Source organism: Stutzerimonas stutzeri, assembly GCF_019090095.1.
GTDB classification, from domain to species: Bacteria; Pseudomonadota; Gammaproteobacteria; order Pseudomonadales; family Pseudomonadaceae; genus Stutzerimonas; species Stutzerimonas stutzeri_AN.
This window is the reverse complement of the sequence record NZ_JAGQFP010000002.1, coordinates 300,391-317,789: the sequence shown is the minus strand read 5'-3', so window position 1 is coordinate 317,789 and position 17,399 is coordinate 300,391. Positions and strand designations below refer to the sequence as shown.

The 17,399-nt window shown below is 64.8% G+C and carries 16 protein-coding genes and 1 pseudogene; 8 read left to right on the top strand and 9 right to left on the bottom strand.

Annotated elements, in window-relative coordinates; translation table 11 throughout:
• Nucleotides 1–10: 10 nt before the first annotated feature.
• From KVO92_RS11195 to KVO92_RS11175, 5 genes are all read right to left on the bottom strand, one after another.
• Complete coding sequence (locus KVO92_RS11195; protein ID WP_217475728.1) at nt 11–931, bottom strand: dihydrodipicolinate synthase family protein; 921 nt, start codon at nt 929–931, stop codon at nt 11–13.
• Nucleotides 932–987: 56 nt separating this feature from the next.
• Nucleotides 988–2,496 carry a tripartite tricarboxylate transporter permease gene (locus KVO92_RS11190; RefSeq protein WP_217475727.1) on the bottom strand — a complete coding sequence of 503 codons (1,509 nt, stop codon included), beginning with the start codon at nt 2,494–2,496 and terminating at the stop codon, nt 988–990.
• Nucleotides 2,497–2,529: 33 nt separating this feature from the next.
• Complete coding sequence (locus KVO92_RS11185) at nt 2,530–2,997, bottom strand: tripartite tricarboxylate transporter TctB family protein (protein ID WP_217475726.1); 468 nt, start codon at nt 2,995–2,997, stop codon at nt 2,530–2,532.
• Between the two features lie 34 nt (nt 2,998–3,031).
• Complete coding sequence (locus tag KVO92_RS11180; protein WP_217475725.1) at nt 3,032–4,009, bottom strand: Bug family tripartite tricarboxylate transporter substrate binding protein; 978 nt, start codon at nt 4,007–4,009, stop codon at nt 3,032–3,034.
• Between the two features lie 111 nt (nt 4,010–4,120).
• Nucleotides 4,121–5,272, bottom strand: a complete 1,152-nt coding sequence (locus tag KVO92_RS11175) for a mandelate racemase/muconate lactonizing enzyme family protein (protein WP_217475724.1) — start codon at nt 5,270–5,272, stop codon at nt 4,121–4,123.
• 225 nt (nt 5,273–5,497) lie between these two features.
• On the opposite strand from KVO92_RS11175, the gene KVO92_RS11170 reads away from it, so the two are divergent.
• The 4 genes from KVO92_RS11170 (at nt 5,498) to ampC (ending at nt 10,399) form a co-directional block, all read left to right on the top strand.
• The gene (locus KVO92_RS11170) at nt 5,498–6,544 is read left to right on the top strand and encodes a LacI family DNA-binding transcriptional regulator (protein ID WP_217475723.1); all 1,047 of its coding nucleotides are present in this window, start codon (nt 5,498–5,500) and stop codon (nt 6,542–6,544) included.
• Nucleotides 6,545–6,654: 110 nt separating this feature from the next.
• Nucleotides 6,655–8,364: an IlvD/Edd family dehydratase gene (locus KVO92_RS11165; RefSeq protein ID WP_336512655.1), complete on the top strand. Its 1,710-nt coding sequence runs from the start codon at nt 6,655–6,657 to the stop codon at nt 8,362–8,364.
• A 60-nt stretch (nt 8,365–8,424) separates the two neighbouring features.
• Complete coding sequence (locus KVO92_RS11160) at nt 8,425–9,126, top strand: fumarylacetoacetate hydrolase family protein (protein WP_336512631.1); 702 nt, start codon at nt 8,425–8,427, stop codon at nt 9,124–9,126.
• A gap of 109 nt (nt 9,127–9,235) precedes the next feature.
• Nucleotides 9,236–10,399, top strand: a complete 1,164-nt coding sequence (gene ampC, locus KVO92_RS11155; protein WP_217475721.1) for a class C beta-lactamase — start codon at nt 9,236–9,238, stop codon at nt 10,397–10,399.
• Between the two features lie 57 nt (nt 10,400–10,456).
• Here ampC and KVO92_RS11150 read toward each other — a convergent pair whose 3' ends face one another.
• Nucleotides 10,457–10,645 (bottom strand): hypothetical protein, encoded by a 189-nt coding sequence (locus tag KVO92_RS11150; RefSeq protein WP_217475720.1) that lies wholly within the window; start codon nt 10,643–10,645, stop codon nt 10,457–10,459.
• 469 nt (nt 10,646–11,114) lie between these two features.
• On the opposite strand from KVO92_RS11150, the gene KVO92_RS11145 reads away from it, so the two are divergent.
• The gene (locus KVO92_RS11145) at nt 11,115–11,948 is read left to right on the top strand and encodes a phosphatase PAP2 family protein (protein WP_217475719.1); all 834 of its coding nucleotides are present in this window, start codon (nt 11,115–11,117) and stop codon (nt 11,946–11,948) included.
• A 72-nt stretch (nt 11,949–12,020) separates the two neighbouring features.
• Here KVO92_RS11145 and KVO92_RS11140 read toward each other — a convergent pair whose 3' ends face one another.
• From KVO92_RS11140 to KVO92_RS11130, 3 genes and pseudogenes are all read right to left on the bottom strand, one after another.
• Nucleotides 12,021–12,458, bottom strand: a complete 438-nt coding sequence (locus KVO92_RS11140) for a YqaA family protein (protein ID WP_217475718.1) — start codon at nt 12,456–12,458, stop codon at nt 12,021–12,023.
• Nucleotides 12,459–12,668: 210 nt separating this feature from the next.
• On the bottom strand, nt 12,669–12,911 hold the full coding sequence (locus KVO92_RS11135) for a hypothetical protein (RefSeq protein ID WP_217475717.1): 243 nt from the start codon (nt 12,909–12,911) through the stop codon (nt 12,669–12,671).
• A 101-nt stretch (nt 12,912–13,012) separates the two neighbouring features.
• A pseudogene (locus tag KVO92_RS11130) lies at nt 13,013–13,442 on the bottom strand (DNA methylase).
• Between the two features lie 382 nt (nt 13,443–13,824).
• Between KVO92_RS11130 and KVO92_RS11125 the strand changes: the two are divergent.
• From KVO92_RS11125 to KVO92_RS11115, 3 genes are all read left to right on the top strand, one after another.
• On the top strand, nt 13,825–14,778 hold the full coding sequence (locus KVO92_RS11125) for a TAXI family TRAP transporter solute-binding subunit (RefSeq protein ID WP_217475716.1): 954 nt from the start codon (nt 13,825–13,827) through the stop codon (nt 14,776–14,778).
• 170 nt (nt 14,779–14,948) lie between these two features.
• Nucleotides 14,949–16,982 (top strand): TRAP transporter permease, encoded by a 2,034-nt coding sequence (locus KVO92_RS11120; RefSeq protein ID WP_217475715.1) that lies wholly within the window; start codon nt 14,949–14,951, stop codon nt 16,980–16,982.
• Nucleotides 16,979–17,380 (top strand): DUF1850 domain-containing protein, encoded by a 402-nt coding sequence (locus KVO92_RS11115; RefSeq protein WP_217475714.1) that lies wholly within the window; start codon nt 16,979–16,981, stop codon nt 17,378–17,380. The genes KVO92_RS11120 and KVO92_RS11115 overlap by 4 nt, the downstream gene beginning before the upstream one ends.
• Nucleotides 17,381–17,399 lie beyond the last annotated feature (19 nt).

Sequence of the window (17,399 nt, the reverse complement as noted above, 5' to 3'; positions counted from 1 at the left end):
GTCACTCCAGTCAGCTGTGTTTGAGTCCGGGCATGTCGAAGCCGGCATCGCCAAGCAGCACGAACAGTTCGGCGCACTGGTGCCCATTGAGCTCGACCAGCGGTGCGCGCAGCCGCGCCCACTGCTCGTCGCCGCTGTACCGAGCCGTCGCCGCCTTGAGCGCCGCGATCAGCGGAAAGCGCTCGAACACCTTGCGGGTGCGTATCAGCGCCGCCTGCTGGTCGTCGGCATCGGCGGCCTGCCAGCTCCTGGCGAGCCGCGCGATGGAACCTGGATTGACGTTGGCCGTGGCGCTGATGCAGCCAGCGCCACCCGCGCGCAGCGTCTGCAGCAGAAAGGACTCGCTGCCGGCATAGACCTGAAAGCCGTCCGCGCCGAACTGCTCGATCACGGTCCGGGTGTTGGCCCAGTCGCCGGAGCTGTCCTTCAGACCGACCACGTTGTTCGGGTAGGCCTTGCGCAACCGCCCGATCAAGGCCAGCGACAGCGGCACCTGGGAGACCGGCGGAATGTGGTAGAGGTAGATGCGCAGACGGTCATCGCCGACCTGCTCGATCACTTCGCTGAAATAGCGGAACAGGCCCTCGTCGGACACGCCCTTGTAATAGAACGGCGGCAGCATCAGCACCCCTTCAACGCCCAGGGCTGTCGCGTGGCGGGTTTGCGCCACGGTGTCCGGCAGCGCGCAACTGCCGGTACCCGGCATCAGCCGAGCGGCCGGCACGCCTGCATCGATGAGCGCATCGAGCAGGCGGATCTTTTCTCCGGCGACCAGTGAATTGGCTTCGGAGTTGGTGCCGAAGACGGCCAGGCCTACGTCCTGCTCCAGCAGCCAGCGGCAATGCGCGATGAAACGCTTGGTATCCGGCGAATGATCCGCGCCGAACGGCGTGATGACCGGCGCCCAGACGCGCCCCTTGTCCTGACCCATGATGCTCTCCTCTTGATGTGTTGATCAGGCAGCCCCACGAGCTGCCAGCCATGACCTCAGGCGAGGCGTGTACGACGGCGCAAGGGTGCGAGCAGCCAGCGGAATACCGGCGTCGCCTGCAATATCGAGAGCAACGCGATGGACAGCAGCACCACGGCGATAGGGCTGGTCAGGAAGATCCGGTAATCGTCATTGCCGATCAGCATCGACTGGTGGAAGGCATTTTCCATCACCGGACCGAGGATCAGGCCGATGACCATCGGCGCCGGGGAGACGCCGGCCTTGGCCAGCCAGTAGCCGAACAGGCCGAAGCCGAGCATCAGCCCCACCTCGAACAAACTGTTGTTGAGCGCATAGGCACCGATGATGCACAGCGCGATGATCGCGCAGGCGACGAAGCCGTCCGGGATACGGGTGACCGCTACGCTGGCCTTGGTGAACATCAGGCCCACGGCGAGCAGGCCGATATTGGCGAAGATCACCGCCCAGATCAGCGTGTAGGTGACGTCGCCATAGTCGGTCAGCAGGTTCGGCCCCGGCAGAATGCCCTGCACCATCAGCGCCCCGAGCAGGATCGCGGTGGCCGAGCTGCCGGGAATGCCCAAGGCGATGGTGGGGATCAGCGCACCGCCGACCACCGCATTGTTCGCCGCCTCCGGTGCTGCGACCCCGGCCGGCTCACCAAGGCCGAAGCGGCTCTTGTCCTTGGCGAAACGCTTGGCCTCGTTGTAGGCGAACCAGCTGGCGGTATCGCCGCCGGTGCCCGGAATCAGCCCCACGATCACCCCGATGCCGCTCGAGCGCAGGATGTTCGGCATCAACGCCTTCAGTTCGCCGAACTTCGGGATCAACCGGTCGGTGATACGGCTGGCGACCTTGGCGGCGCCATGTGAATTCTCGATCAGCGACAGCGCCTGGGGTATCGAGAACAGCCCGATCAAGGCCACGGTGAAGCTGATGCCGGAGAACAGATTGATATTGCCGAACGCCATGCGCGGCGTGCCGGTCATCAGATCCATCCCCACGGTACTCACCAGCAACCCGACCGCCCCGGAAAACAGCCCGTTGATCACCGAGCCCTGCGCCAGCGAGCCGATGATGGTGATGCCCAGCACGGCGATGGCGAACAGCTCGATGGGCCCGAACTCGACCACGATGCTGCCGAGCAACGGCGCCGCCAGCAACAACGCGATGCCGCTGATGGTGCCGCCGATAAAGGAGGCGAACAGCGAGATCCCCAGCGCCTTGCCCGCCTGGCCCTGCTGCGACATCGGGAAGCCGTCGAGCACCGTCGCCGCGGCTGACGGGGTGCCCGGTGTGCGCAGCAGGATCGCGGCGATGGAACCGCCGTAGGAGGCACCGACATACAGCGAGGCGAGCATGCTCAGGCCGGTCGCGGTGTCCATGCTGAAGGTCAGCGGCAACAACAAGGCCAGCGCCATGGTGGCGGAGAGCCCGGGCATGGCGCCGACGAACAACCCCAGCAGGATGCCGCCAAAAATCGCAGCGAAGTTGGCCAGGGTCAGTACGTTGACCAACCCCGTCATGACGATCGAACTTTCCACGGAAAAAGCCTCGTCGAAAATGAAAGGGAGCGATCAGGCGATCGCAGACGGCAACAGCGGTATGGGAAGCCCCAGAAACTGCACGAACACCAGGCATACCACTGCCACCAGCACTACCGTGCCGATCACGGCGAAGCGCATCGAGACGGTGCGGATCAGCGCCAGCGCCACCGCCATGAACAACACGGTCGCCAGCACATAGCCGAGCGTGGTGATGGCCGCGACGTAGGCAATCGCCAGCACGAAAACCAGGGCCGTCACCGCGTAACGCGGCGGGGTGGTGGGGGCTTCGCCGGCAACCGCTGGCTCGACCTCGCGTTGCCGGGCCGCGCGCCAGCGCAGCAGTTCCGAACACACCATGGCCAGCGAGAACAGCCCCACCGTGACCGAATAGATCAGCGGCATCTGCGCAGCGGCCTCCGGATAGCCTTGCGCGCTGACGAAGAACGCGGCCGCCAGCGCCATACCAAAAAGCCCGAGTACCAGCCTGTTCATGTTCATGAGCGCCTCCCCTCGTCGCGTTCAGCCGATGGCTTCACTGTTGCTTACCACCGACTTCGCTCCAGATGCCCTGGAACTCCTGCTCCATGTCCTCGAACATCTGGCCGTAGTCGTCGCCGGTCACGATGTCGATGTGCAGTGCACGCTTCTTGGCGTCGGCCAGGAAGGCCTCGTCGGTCTTCAGCGCTTCGAACGCGGCGATCAGCTGCTGGCGCGCTTCATCCGGAATCCCGGCCGGTGCGCTGTAGCCGCGCGAGGAGCCGGCGACCACGTTGATGCCTTTCTCTTTCAGGGTCGGCACATCGGGCAGGCTCTCGAAACGCTCGTCCGCGAACACCGCCAGCGCCTTGAGGTTGCCGCTCTGGATCTGGCTGTAAACGTTACCGACATTGTTGAAGCTGACGTCGATCTTGTTACCCATGGCCGCGGTGGCCGAGGGACCATCGCCCTGGAACGGGACCTTCTTGAAGGAAAGACCGGTGGCCTTCTCGATCACCAGCGTGGTGAAGAAGTCGTCGCCGCCCACGCCGGAGTTGCCGACGGTGATACGGCCGGGCTTCTCCTTGGCGGCCGCGAACAGGTCTTCGATGGTGTTGTAGGGGCTGTCCTTGGCGACCACCGCGATGCCCGAGTCGGTCACCACGTTGGCGATCGGCGTCAGGTCCTTGATGTTGTAGGTGATCGCGTCGTTCATGATGTAGTTGGTCATCAGCATCGGCGTGTTGGTGATGCTGATCACCGTGCCGTCCTTCTTCGACTGCCGTGCCAGACGCGTCCAGGCGATCGCGCCGGTAGCACCCGGGATGTACTCGTTGACGAAATTGGCGCCGAGTTTTTTGGTCAGGTAGGGCTGTACCAGCTGCGCCAGCACGTCACTGCCGCCACCCGGCTTGAACCCTTGCAGGACGGTGACCTCGTCGCCGGCGACGTAGTCCGCCTGGGCCGCAAAAGGAACGGAAAACGCCGTGACGGCGGTCAAAACGGCTGCGAACAGTTGCTTGTTGATCTTCATTTCGCTCACTCCACGTTTCTTGTTGGATTTATCGTGTCTGGCCAGGCAAGCCCAGACGTGGTCAGGGGCGGCAACCGCGCGCCGCCGCCCCTACAGCGGGTCATGCAACTCTCATCGGTTGTTTTCGAGGGTCATCCAGGGTTGGCCGCCGGCCGCGATCGCGTAGCGCGCAACGGCCTGCTCGTCGAAGTCGAAGCCGAGCCCCGGGGTCTGGTGCAGCTTGATGTAGCCGTCTTCCTGCTCGAGCTGGCGGTCGATCAGCCGGCGGAAGTTGAGGACCTGGTCATCCCAGAAGAACTCCACGTAACGTGCATTCGGCGTGGCGGCCACCAGCGGTGCATGCACGTCGTGGAACCAGTGCGGGTACATCGGCACGCCGTACCCGGCGGCCATCGCGGCGATACGGCGCCATTCGGTGATGCCGCCGCAGACCACCGCATCGGTCTGCAGGATGGCGGCGGCGCCCTTGTCGAGCAGCTCCTTGTGGCGCCAGCGTCCAACCTCTACCTCGCCGGTGGCGATCGGAATCGGTGTGGCCCGCGCCAGCCGCGCATGGCTGTCGATGTCGTCGACCAGGAAGGGCTCCTCGACGAAGCTCGGCGCGTAACGCTCGAAGCGGCGTACGTACTGCAGCGCCTGGGTGACATCGCTCCAGCCGTTGTTGACGTCGAGCATCAGTTCGACGTCCGGGCCGATGGCTTCACGGGCGGCCGCCACCCGCGCCTCTTCTTCCTTGGGCGAGAGGCGGCCGGTCTTCATCTTCACCGCCTTGAAGCCGAGCGACACGTAGTGCGCCATCTCCTCGCCGAGCAGCGTGGGGGTCTTGCCGTCGAGGTAGTAGCCACCGCTGGCGTAGGCCGGCACCCGATCGGCACTGGCCGCACCGAGATAACGGTGCAGCGGCAAGCCGGCGCTGCGTGCATTGAGGTCCCAGAGCGCGGTGTCGAGAATGCTGAGGGCACGCATGACCACACCGGCGCGGCCCTGCAGCAGCGCTTCCTGATACATCTCCCGCCACAGCGCCTCGACGTCCAGCGAGTCGCGGCCCAGCAGCACCGGCGCCAGCAACTTTTCCACCGCGATCGGCAGCAGCTCACCACCGGCACTGCCGACGTAACAGAAACCAATGCCGGTCACGCCGTTGGCGCCAGTCACCTTGACCAGGCCGTAGTCGCGAGCGTGCACCGTGCGGTTGGAGAATGAGGTGACCTTATCCAGCGGCACGCGAGCCGCACAAACGGAGATGGAGCTGATTTTTGCCATTGTTTTTCGTCCCGAATCTCTCGCTGCGTTGAAATGTAAGCGCTTTCATTTCAGCTCTTAAGCCACCACTACAAGCTGTTCAGGTGGGTGTTTTTGAGAAAGAAAGCCACTGTGTAATCGCTTACATTTGAATAAAAATGCGATGTAAGCGTTTACAAAAACCTAGTTTCGGTTTTTCCTAATGTCAAACACCAATTTGTTCAACGTATGCACAAGGACTCTGAAATGGCTGACTCGGCCCCTCCTTTCCCCCCGTTGCTGACCCGCGCCAGCCTGCAGGACGTCGCCCGTCTGGCAAACGTGTCGACGGCCACGGTTTCCCGGGTGATCAACGGCAGCGCCACCGTCAGCGATGACAAGCGCCAGGCCGTGCAGCGCGCCTGCGATGAGCTCGGCTACGTCCTCAACGCCGCCGCGCGAACCCTGGCTTCGCGCCGCAGCATGACCATCGGCGCGGTGGTGCCGACGCTGGCGACCGAGACCTTTTCCCGCACCCTTGCCGGTTTTCAGCAGCGCGTGCACGAGGCTGGCTACACCCTGCTGGTCGCCAGTTTCGGCTTCGATTCGCAAGTCGAGCTAAAGGAAGTCCAGACCATGCTTGAGCATGGTGTGGACGCCTTGATGGTGGTCGGTCGTACCCACGATCCGAAGATGTGGGAGCTGATCGAGCGCAAGCGTATCCCCTGCGTGCAGGCCTGGGCGCAGGACCCCAACCGCCCCAGCGTAGGCTTCGACAACATCGCCGTCGCGCGGCAGATGGTCGAGCACCTGTTGTCACTCGGGCATCGCGAATTCGCAATGATCGTCGGCGAACCGGGGTTCAACGACCGGGTCGGCGACCGGATCGCAGGGACCCGCGCGCGCCTCGCCGAGGACGGTCTGGCCATTCCCGAACAATGGCACATGGAAACCGACCTGACCCTGGAAGGCGCCATCGTCGCCATGCAGCGTCTGCTGCGCGGGCCGGCCAGGCCCACCGCGGTGATCTGCGCCAACGACCTGTTGGCGTTCGGCGCCCTGCTGGCGGCGAAGAACCTGGGCGTACGGGTGCCCGAGGAGATCTCGGTCGTCGGCTTCAACGACTTCGATTACGCCAAATACATGTCCCCGCCGCTGACGACGATTCGCGTGGACCTGACCCAGATCGGTCACAACGCCGGCACCTATCTGCTCGAGGCCCTGTCCGGCAAGCAGCCGGCCGGCCTGATCGAGACCGCCACCGAACTGGTGGTGCGCGGCAGCTCCGGGCCGGCACCGGCCGGAGGCCGCTGAGCCCAGCCCCCTTACCCTGGAGCCGATCGCTGCGGCGTCGATCCAACCACCGAGAGGAAACGCCCATGAACAAGAACAACGGCAACTCCATCGAAGGCGCAGCGCAAGGCATGCGCAAAGGCCTGACGAACTATGGCGATGCGGAATTCTCGCTGTTCCTGCGCAAGGCCTTCATCAAGGGCGCCGGCTATTCGGACGATGCCCTGTCGCGGCCGATCGTCGGTATCACCAACACCGGCAGCGGCTTCAACCCTTGCCATGGCAACGCGCCCCAGCTGATCGAGGCGGTCAAGCGTGGCGTCATGCTGGCCGGCGGGCTGCCGGTGGACTTCCCCACCATCTCCATCCACGAGAGCTTCGCCCACCCCAATAGCATGTTCCTGCGCAACCTCATGTCGATGGATACCGAGGAAATGATCCGCGCCCTGCCGATCGACGCGGTGGTGCTGATCGGCGGTTGCGACAAGACCGTCCCGGCGCAGCTGATGGGTGCCGCCAGCGCCGGCGTGCCGGCCATTCAACTGGTCAGCGGCTCGATGCTGACCGGTTCGCACCGCGGCGTGCGGGTCGGCGCCTGTACCGATTGCCGGCGCTTCTGGGGCATGTACCGCGGCGATGAGATCGACCAGCAGGAGATCACCGAGGTCAACGACCAGCTGGTGGCCAGCGTCGGCACCTGCTCGGTGATGGGCACCGCCAGCACCATGGCCTGCGTCACCGAGGCCTTGGGCATGATGCTGCCTGGCGGCGCCACGCCACCGGCGGTGACGGCCGATCGCATCCGCATTGCCGAGCGCACCGGCACCCAGGCCGTGGCGATGATTCAGTCGCGCATGACGCCGGACCGGATTCTCACCGAGCAGGCCTTCGAGAACGCGCTGATGGTGTTGCTGGCCATCGGCGGTTCGACCAATGCCATCGTGCACCTGTCCGCGATTGCCGGTCGCTGCGGCATCCGCATCGACATGGACCAGGTCGACGCACTCGGCCGCAAGATTCCGGTATTGGTCAACCTCAAGCCGTCCGGCACCCATTACATGGAAGACCTGCACAAGGCCGGCGGGCTGGCCCCTGTGCTGCGCGAACTGCGGCCCTTCCTGCACCTCGATGCACTGACCGTCACCGGGCGCACCCTGGGCGAAGAGCTCGACGCCATCGCCGCCTTCCCGCAGGAGGTGGTGCGCCCACTGGACAACCCGATCTACCCGCAGGGCGGCCTCGCCTTTCTGCGCGGCAACCTGGCGCCGGACGGGGCGATCATCAAGCAGTCGGCCGCCAGCGCCGAGCTGATGGAGCATGAAGGTCGCGTGGTGGTGTTCGATGGCCTGGAGGATCTGGCCCAGCGCATCGACGCCCCGGACCTGGACGTCAACGCCGACGACATCCTGGTGCTGAAAAACATCGGCCCCAAGGGCGCCCCCGGTATGCCCGAAGCCGGCTATATCCCGATCCCGCGCAAGCTGGCGCGTGCCGGGGTGAAGGACATGGTGCGCATCTCCGACGGGCGCATGAGCGGCACGGCGGGCGGCACCATCATCCTGCACGTCACGCCCGAGGCGGCGGTCGGCGGCCCGCTGGCGCTGATCGAAAGCGGCGACCGACTGCGCCTGAGCGTGGCCGAGCGCTCCCTGGATCTGTTGGTCAGCGACGAGGAGCTGGCGCGTCGGCGCGCTGCGCTCGAACGACCGGAACCGCGCGAAGGTGACGAGCGCGGCTACCGCAAGCTGTTCCTCGACACCGTGACCCAGGCCGACAACGGCTGCGATTTCGACTTTCTGCGCAGCCTGGACGAAGCCGGCAGCGTGCCACTGCGTAAATGAATCCCCAAGCGTCGCGTCGCATCCGCGACGCGAAAACCACAATGACCCGGAGCCTGAGCAGTGAATTTGACCGACCCGAACGACTACCTCTTCACCCCCGCCATTCCCAGCCTCGCAATTGCCGGCAGCAGCCAGCGCTACCCGGTGCGACGCGTCTACTGCGTCGGACGCAACTACGCCGAGCATGCCCGCGAGATGGGTCACGATCCGGATCGCGAGCCGCCGTTCTTCTTCACCAAGCACCCCGACAGCCTGCTGCCCGATGGCAGCGTGTTCCCCTACCCGCCGGGCACCGAGAGCGTGCACCACGAGATCGAGATGGTCGTGGCCATCGGCCGCGGTGGCGCCGATATCCCGGCCGAACAGGCGCTCGAGCATGTCTACGGCTACGCTGTGGGGCTGGACATGACCCGCCGCGACCTGCAGGCCGAAGCCAAGAAGATGGGCCGGCCCTGGGCGGTAGCGAAGGGCTTCGACCATGCCGCACCCTGCTCGGCGCTGGTCCCGGCAGCGACCATCGGCCATCCGCGCGAGGGCCGCATCTGGCTCGAGATCAATGGCGAAACCCGCCAGGAAGGCGACCTCGCCTCGCTGATCTGGAGCGTGCCGGAGGTGGTGGCCTACCTGTCGCGGCTGTTCAGACTCGAGCCCGGCGACCTGATCATGACCGGCACGCCGGCCGGCGTTGGCGCGGTGCAGCGGGGTGATCGCCTGAGCGGCGGCGTGGACGGCATCGGTACGCTGGACGTCACGGTGGGCTGAACGCCCCGGCGCGTCGATACAACGTCACGGGCGATCCCAGGCAGGGCTTCTGCAATGGGTGGCCGAATGGTAGGTTTTCGGGCCCTCCAGCTGTGATCGAGTGATCGTGATGCGCCTATCCAGAATCTGCCGGGCACGGCTGTCCGTCATCGCGTTGCTGACGTTCAGCCGCCTGGCCGGGGCCGACGTGGATGTCGCCGACATCGACGCGACCGTAACCGACGCCGCCCAAGCCGTGATGGCGCGACAGGAGATTCCGGGTATGGCCATCGCGATCACGGCGCGGGGCGAGCAGCGCTTCTATACGTTCGGTGTGGCGTCGAAGGCGACGCAGCAGCCCGTGACGCGCGACACGCTGTTCGAGATCGGCTCGGTCAGCAAGACCCTGACCGCTACGCTGGCCGCCTATGCCCAGTCCCAGGGCAAGCTCTCGCTCAGCGACAGCCCGACCCGCTACCTGCCGGCCCTGCAAGGTAGCCAGCTCGATGGGATCAAACTGATCGACCTGGCCACTCATACGGCTGGTGATTTCCCGCTGCAGCTGCCCGACGAGATCCGCACCGACCAGCAACTGATGGCTTATTTCAGCGCCTGGCGCCCGCACTTCGCAGCAGGCACACGGCGCGTTTACGCCAATCCCGGCATGGGTCTGTTGGGCCTGGCGGCCGCCCGCAGCCTGGAGATGCCATATGCCGAAGCCTTGCAGACCCAACTGCTACCGAAGCTGGGGATGCGCGATACCTTCGTCGACGTGCCTTCAAGCGAGATGGCGCGCTATGCCCAGGGTTATAACAAGAACGGCGACCCCGTCAGGCTGAACCCCGCGCTGCTGGCGGACGAAGCCTACGGCGTGAAGACCACCAGCCAGGATCTGCTGCGCTTCGTCGAGGCGCAGCTCGGCACTGTCGACACCGACGACGCGGTCAGACAGGCCATGGCGACAACCCGAACCGGCTATTACCGGATCGGCGCCATGACCCAGGCGTTGGTATGGGAACAGTACGATTACCCGGTCGCGCTGGACGATCTGCTGACCGGCAACAGCAGCCAGATGGTGCTCGAAAGCCAGCCGGTGGAACCCATCGTTCCGCCGCAGCCGCCGCAGGCCGATGCCTGGATCAACAAGACCGGCTCGACCAACGGTTTCGGCGCCTACCTGGCCTTCATCCCGGCCCGACAGCTGGGCATCGTCATCCTGGCCAACCGGTATTACCCGAACGAGGAACGGGTCAGGCTCGCGCACCGCATTCTGAGCGAGCTGGAAAAGTCCTGAACGGCTCGAGGCGAGCGAAGCCCACCTCGCTGCGACACCACGTGGGCGTGGTCCGATCTACCGATTGGTCTCTGTGTGCTGCAGATCCTCGTCCGCGGTCGCGCTGGGCTCGACCCGGTCAGGACGTGCGCCGGGCGGCTGACTTTCCGTGCGAATTCCCAAGGCCATCAGCAGCGTCTCGGTGACCTCCATGAAGGAGTATCCATCGGCCCAAATCTGCGTTTCGGTGTTCAGCCTGTTATTCATTTATTTCCATATCCTCGGCGGAAGCCATCCGTCCTGCCGATGTTCAAATTGTTGTGAGCTTTGCTAGCCGGCAAACCACAACTGGAGCATCGAACGTGCCATCACTTAATTAAAAATAATCCTTTGTTTATCAATTAGTTAGATAATCGCCCAATCACCGTTCCGTTGCAAAATGCATGACTTCTGTCGCTGTCCCATGCGATGTGCATGTCGAGTCGGCAGTGACCTGAGTCCGCAGAGCGCACCGTAGGAAGCTGAGAGTGGCCATCAATCAAGCCGGGCGGCCGACCGTTACGTTCGTTGTAACGTTAAAGCAAGCCCAGACGCCGGTCTGACTCCGGCAACTCAGCAGGCCAAGGCGTCTGGCGCTGCGCCGCCGTTCGGCATTGACAAATTCTTCACGCGGCGTTGACGGATCCTTGATCCGTCAGGCTCTAGCCTGCCGGCACCCTCCCCGAGTGATGCTGGTATGCCCGCCATTCAATCTTCGCTGCGCGTCTTCCGCTGCTGCGCCCGGCCACGATCGACGTCGTATCGCCTTTTGATCGTCGCCGCACTGTTTGCCGGTAGTGCCACCTGCCAGGCAGCGCCTCCCGACGACGGCCTGCTCTCCTGGGCGCACTGGGCCGACTCGGCAGGCCGTGCGGCGCGCGACAGCGGCACCTGGATGCCACTCGCCGGTGCCGTCGCCATCGCGGCCGGCGGCTGGGATCACCCGTGGCAGCGCTCGCTCAGCAAGCATCAGTACCTGTTCGGCGACGACGGCGAAGACGCCAGTAACGAACTGCTCCAGGCCAGCACCGTGCTGTATGCGACCAGCGTCGTGTTCGCCGCACCCGATGATCAGGCCTTCACCGACGCGCTGGACTGGAAGGCGGCGAACGTCGCCGCCTTCGTCGCCAGCAAGACCGGCGTCGATGAGCTGACCGGGCGGCTCAAGGAGGTTTCCGGACGTGAACGCCCCGACGGGGTGGAGGATGACGCCATGCCCTCACGCCACAGCGCGACGAGTGCGGCCGAAACCGCCATGACCCGGCGCAATCTCGATTACATCGACATGAACCCAACCCTGCGCGACGCCGCCAAGATCGGTCTGCATACGCTCGACGGGCTGACCGGACTGGCGCGGATGGAAGCCGACCAGCACTACCCGACGGACGTGCTGGCCGGCATCGCCCTGGGCAATTTCGTCTCCAACTTTGCCTTCAACCTGCTGCTCGAGCCTGACGAGCCGCACGCCTACCAGCTCAGCATGGTGCCCGCCTTCGACGGCTACGCCCTGCAGACCCGAGTCGCCTTCTGAGCTGAGCGAGAGGCGGCCTGATCGCTAACCGCGGCGATCAGGCACCGGACCTGCGGTTACGCTTGGCGCGGTTTACAGCCAACCGAGGGTGACGCTGGCCAACAGCAGGTAGCGGCCGCCCTTGGCCAAGGTCACCAGCAGCAGGAAGCTCCACAAGGGTTCGCGCAGCGTGCCGGCGACCACGGTCAGTGGATCGCCGATGATCGGCACCCAGCTCAGCAACAATGACCAGCGGCCATAACGGTGGTAACGCTGCTGTGCCCGTGCCAGCTGCTGCTCGCTGACCGGGAACCAGCGCTTGTGGCCCAGCCGCTCGATTGCGCGACCGAGCAGCCAGTTGACCAGCGAACCCAGTACATTGCCTAGCGTGGCCACGGCCAACAGCGCGGCCGGCGAGGCACTGCCTTTGAGCAGCAAGCCGACAAGCACGGCTTCCGATTGCGCCGGTATCAAGGTGGCCGCGGCGAAGGCGGCGGTGAACAGGCCGACGTAGGCGGTCAGATCAGTCATTCGCGGTCGAGACCGCTCCCACGGCGGGCTGGCTGTTGTACCGGCAAGACGGCATCGAGCCGAGGATTTTGTGGGAGCGGCCTCGACCGCGAGCTTCTCGAAACCCCACCGACGCCCGCTGCGCTGTGAACCAAACCAATGCCAGGCATCACGAGTCCGGCTTGCTGCCGGTCTCTGGGTATCGCGTGGGCGACCAGGCGCACGGCCGACTCAGCGACCCGGTTGCGGACGAAAACCAGGCACCGCGCTTGGACGTTCCACATGACCGGCCGGCTGGGTGCAGTTGAGGTCGCGAAACGGCTGGCCATTGAGTAGCTCCCAGCCGTGTCCGGGGGAGGTCTGCCGGCAGATGACGGTGCCGTCGGCTTTGCTCTGCCACTGGTAATAGGGCGCGGGCCCCGCTGCAGCCAGGGTGGACAGAAACAGAACGGCATAGGCAAGCAAGGCACGCATGGGCAGGCATTCGAAGAGGCGCTGGCGCCACTGTAACCGGATCGCCGAACGGCGCAAGCGCAACTGGTCGTGGCGACTGCCCTACGGCGAGCCACGACGGCTCAGCGCCAGACCTTGCCCGCCTCGCGCATGAAGATTTCCACGGTTTTCGGCCCGACGCCTTCGAATTCGGCCAGCCGCTTCTCCAGCTCTTGGCGATCCTGGCACTGCTCGCGCAAGTTGCCGAGCTTGCCACCGTAGTCAGCGTTGAGCTTGGCGCACAGCTTGAGCAGGCGATCCGCGGTGGACTCGTCGTAGCGGGTGTAACGTCCCTCGCCGAGCATGCGCACCAATGCCTGCCGGCGACACTCGCAGAGTTTGCCTGGCGTGTCGCGCCCATGTCGGTCGACGATCACCCGATAGGTGTCCGCGGCGATGTCGCGCTGGATTCGCTTGCCGAACAGGAAAGCTGGCAATGAACCACTTGAACAGCTCGCCCTCGCCCTTCTCGACGTCGATACCCAGGTCCTTTGCACTGATCTCACCCGCCATGCTGCACCTCGCTGGTTGCGCCGCGTTCTAACTGCGACGCCAGGAGGACCGGCAGGTTTCGTCGGGCGGTTGCGCACCTGACGGACATAGGCAAATTTCCGCCTATCGCAGCGTGGACATCGGCAGGTTTCCGCGCACCTGAGGGGTAACCCGCAACGCAGGGCACGCGCCAGAGCCATCACGGTTAATGGCACGGTTCGTGCTCCTCTCAGCAATGCCCGATGCGATCAACGACAAGAACAGCCGCACAGCGCACTTCTGCCTTCTCTGCCAAGGCCAACCGTGTGTCTCGCCCCGTCTTGTCCGCCGCTGCGCAGTGGCTGCGCCTGATCGTCTATCGTCAGTTCTGCGAAAACCAATAACAACGAAACGGAGAAACACCATGAAATTGACCAAGCAACTCGGCCTGCTCGCTGCTGCAGCGGCCTTCACCGCCAGCACCGCAGCGGTTGCCGCGCCGACCTTCATCAATATCCTGACCGGCGGCACCAGCGGCGTGTACTACCCGATCGGCGTGGCCATTTCTCAGCTCTACAGCAAAGGCATCGAGGGCTCGAAGACCTCCGTTCAGGCGACCAAGGCCTCGGTGGAAAACCTCAACCTGCTGCAAGCCGGTCGTGGTGAGCTGGGCCTGGCCCTGGGCGACTCGGTCGCCGACGGCTGGAACGGCGTGGAAGATGCCGGCTTCAAGGCGCCGCTGAAGAAGCTGCGCGCCATTGGCGGCGCCTACCCCAACTACATCCAGATCGTTGCCAGCAAGGAATCGGGCATCAAGACCCTGGCCGACCTCAAGGGCAAGTCGCTGTCGGTCGGTGCGCCGAAGTCCGGCACCGAGCTCAACGCCCGCGCCATCCTCAAGGCAGCCGGCCTGAGCTACGAGGACATGGGCAAGATCGAGTACCTGCCGTTCGCTGAATCGGTCGAGCTGATCAAGAACCGCCAGCTGGACGCCACCCTGCAATCGGCCGGCCTGGGCATGGCGGCGATCCGCGACCTGGCTTCGACCATGCCGCTGAATTACGTCGAGATCCCGCAGGACGTGGTCACCAAGATCGGCAACGACGCCTATCAGGCGGCGACGATTCCGGCCGGTACCTATGACGGCCAGGACGCCGACGTGCCGACCGTGGCGATCACCAACATCCTGGTGACCCATGAGGGCGTCTCGGACGACGTCGCGTATCAGATGACCAAGCTGCTGTTCGAAAACCTCGACCAGCTGGCCAAGGCCCACTCGGCCGCCAAGGACATCAAGCTGGAAAACGCCACCAAGGCGCTGCCGATCCCGCTGCACCCGGGCGCTGAGCGCTACTACAAGGAAGTCGGCGCACTCTGATTGCGTCGAGGAGCGGCATCCGCCGCTCCGATCCCGGTGGCGAGTGCGCCCGCACCCGCCGCCGGATTCCCTGAACGACTTTGCAGAGATGCTAGTAAAACCAGCGTGTGTGCACGGCAGGTTTTGTTAGCAGCTCTCCGCGACCACGCTTTATCAGCTCGAGGCACTTCATGAGCGAATTACAACAAGAACAAGGCCTGGGCGGCAGCCCCGCCGAGTGGCCCAAGGCGCTGTTCTATGTCGCCCTGCTGTTTTCCGTTTACCAGATCATCATGGCGGCGTTTCACCCGGTCTCGAGCCAGGTGCTGCGGGCGGGGCACGTCGGTTTCCTGCTGATGATCGTCTTCCTGAGCTTCCCGCTGCACGGCAAAGGCCGTCCCTGGCAGCCCATGGCCTGGGTGCTGGCGCTGGCCGGCATGGGCACGGCGTTCTACCAGTGGTATTTCGAAGGCGACCTGATCCAGCGCTCCGGTGATCTGACCACCGCCGACTTCGTCGTCGGGGTAGTGCTCATCGTCCTCGTTTTCGAGGCGGCACGTCGGGTGATGGGCATCGCGCTGCCGCTGATCTGCGCATTGTTCCTCGCCTACGGCCTGCTCGGGCAGTACCTGCCGGGCGATCTGGCGCACCGCGGCTACGACATCGACCAGATGGTCAACCAGCTGGCGTTCGGCACCGAAGGCCTGTACGGCACGCCGACCTACGTGTCGGCCACCTACATCTTCCTGTTCATTCTGTTCGGCTCGTTCCTCGAACAGGCCGGCATGATCAAGCTGTTCACCGATTTCGCCATGGGCCTGTTCGGCCACAAGCTGGGCGGCCCGGCCAAGGTGTCGGTGGTGTCCTCGGCGCTGATGGGCACCATTACCGGCTCGGGCGTTGCCAACGTGGTGACGACCGGGCAGTTCACCATTCCGCTGATGAAGCGCTTCGGCTATCGCGCGGCCTTTGCCGGAGGCGTCGAAGCGACGGCGAGCATGGGCAGCCAGATGATGCCGCCGGTGATGGGTGCGGTGGCCTTCATCATGGCCGAGACCATCAACGTGCCCTTCGTCGAAGTGGCCAAGGCGGCACTGATCCCCGCCCTGCTGTATTTCGGTTCGACGTTCTGGATGGTCCACCTGGAGGCCAAGCGCGCCGGTCTGCGCGGCCTTCCCAAGGACCAGTGCCCGAGCGCCATGGCGGCGGTCAAGGAGCGCTGGTTCCTGCTGATTCCGCTGGTGGTGCTGGTCTGGCTGCTGTTCTCCGGGCGGACGCCGATGTTCGCCGGTACGATCGGCCTGGCGCTGACGGCCATCGTCATCCTCGGCTCGGCGATCATCCTGAAGGTCTCTTCGTTCGGTTTGCGCATCGCCTTCTGGATCGCGCTCGGCCTGCTCTGTGCCGGGTTCTTCCAGCTGGGCATCGGCGTGATCTTCGCCGTCATCGGCGTGCTGGTCGCGAGCTGCTGGTTCATCAAAGGCGGTCGCGACACGCTCCTGGTGTGCCTGCATGCGCTGGTCGAAGGCGCCCGCCACGCCGTACCGGTGGGGATCGCCTGCGCCCTGGTGGGCGTAATCATCGGGGTGGTATCGCTGACCGGTGTGGCCTCGACCTTCGCCGGCTACATCCTGGCGGTCGGGCAGGACAACCTGCTCCTCTCGCTGATCCTGACCATGCTGACCTGCCTGGTGCTGGGCATGGGCATCCCGACGATCCCCAACTACATCATCACCAGCTCCATCGCCGCACCGGCGCTGCTGGATCTGGGTGTGCCGCTGATCGTCTCGCACATGTTCGTCTTCTACTTCGGCATTCTGGCCGACCTGACGCCGCCGGTTGCGCTGGCCTGCTTCGCCGCCGCCCCGATCGCCAAGGAGCGCGGCTTGAAGATCAGCTTGTGGGCAGTGCGGATCGCCATCGCCGGGTTCGTGGTGCCGTTCATGGCGGTCTACAACCCAGCCCTGATGCTGCAGGGCGATAGCCTGGGGATGACCGTCTACATGCTGTTCAAGGCGGCGTTCGCGATCGGGCTGTGGGGCATCGCCTCGATTGGCTATCTGCAGCGGCCGTTGGCCTGGTGGGAGCGTGTGCTTGGGTTTGCCGCGGGTGTAACGCTGATCATGGCCCTGCCCATCACCGACGAGATCGGCTTCGGCATCGGTGCCTTGCTGCTCGCCCAGCACATCGTCCGAGCGCGCCGCGCCGGGCCGGCGCTCGCATGATCGGGCTGTGCATGGGGCTGGCCGGGGTGGTCTGGGCACAGTTGCCCGTCAGCGACTTCACCCTGGCCTGGACCCATACGATCGAGAAGATCCGCTGGGAAGAAGATTACCGCGTCACGCCGGACGGGCTGCTGCTCGGCGAGGCGCGAGTCAAGGGTTCAGGTGCCGGAATGGAAATCCCCGATGGCGCCGAACTGCGTGACGGCACCTGGCACTACCAGCGCCAGCTCCCGCCGTTACAACCTCTGCGCCTGGGGCGAACCCCCGAAGCAGGGGATTTCCAACTGTGTTTCGACCAGCGTTGCCACGCCATGAGCGAATGGCTCGGCCCGCCAAAAGCGGACCGGCCCGCGCTGGAACTCTGGAGCTGCGCCGCGCAAGCGGACGGCTCCACCTGATTCTGTGTCAGGCTTCGCC

Coding starts and splice junctions, on each gene's coding strand:
- ampC (WP_217475721.1), top strand. CDS start 9,236: ATGCGCCTATCCAGAATCTGCCGGGCACGGCTGTCCGTCATCGCGTTG.
- KVO92_RS11175 (WP_217475724.1), bottom strand. CDS start 5,272: ATGGCAAAAATCAGCTCCATCTCCGTTTGTGCGGCTCGCGTGCCGCTG.
- KVO92_RS11115 (WP_217475714.1), top strand. CDS start 16,979: ATGATCGGGCTGTGCATGGGGCTGGCCGGGGTGGTCTGGGCACAGTTG.
- KVO92_RS11180 (WP_217475725.1), bottom strand. CDS start 4,009: ATGAAGATCAACAAGCAACTGTTCGCAGCCGTTTTGACCGCCGTCACG.
- KVO92_RS11135 (WP_217475717.1), bottom strand. CDS start 12,911: ATGCGTGCCTTGCTTGCCTATGCCGTTCTGTTTCTGTCCACCCTGGCT.
- KVO92_RS11120 (WP_217475715.1), top strand. CDS start 14,949: ATGAGCGAATTACAACAAGAACAAGGCCTGGGCGGCAGCCCCGCCGAG.
- KVO92_RS11185 (WP_217475726.1), bottom strand. CDS start 2,997: ATGAACATGAACAGGCTGGTACTCGGGCTTTTTGGTATGGCGCTGGCG.
- KVO92_RS11140 (WP_217475718.1), bottom strand. CDS start 12,458: ATGACTGATCTGACCGCCTACGTCGGCCTGTTCACCGCCGCCTTCGCC.
- KVO92_RS11125 (WP_217475716.1), top strand. CDS start 13,825: ATGAAATTGACCAAGCAACTCGGCCTGCTCGCTGCTGCAGCGGCCTTC.
- KVO92_RS11195 (WP_217475728.1), bottom strand. CDS start 931: ATGGGTCAGGACAAGGGGCGCGTCTGGGCGCCGGTCATCACGCCGTTC.
- KVO92_RS11170 (WP_217475723.1), top strand. CDS start 5,498: ATGGCTGACTCGGCCCCTCCTTTCCCCCCGTTGCTGACCCGCGCCAGC.
- KVO92_RS11165 (WP_336512655.1), top strand. CDS start 6,655: ATGCGCAAAGGCCTGACGAACTATGGCGATGCGGAATTCTCGCTGTTC.
- KVO92_RS11145 (WP_217475719.1), top strand. CDS start 11,115: ATGCCCGCCATTCAATCTTCGCTGCGCGTCTTCCGCTGCTGCGCCCGG.
- KVO92_RS11150 (WP_217475720.1), bottom strand. CDS start 10,645: ATGAATAACAGGCTGAACACCGAAACGCAGATTTGGGCCGATGGATAC.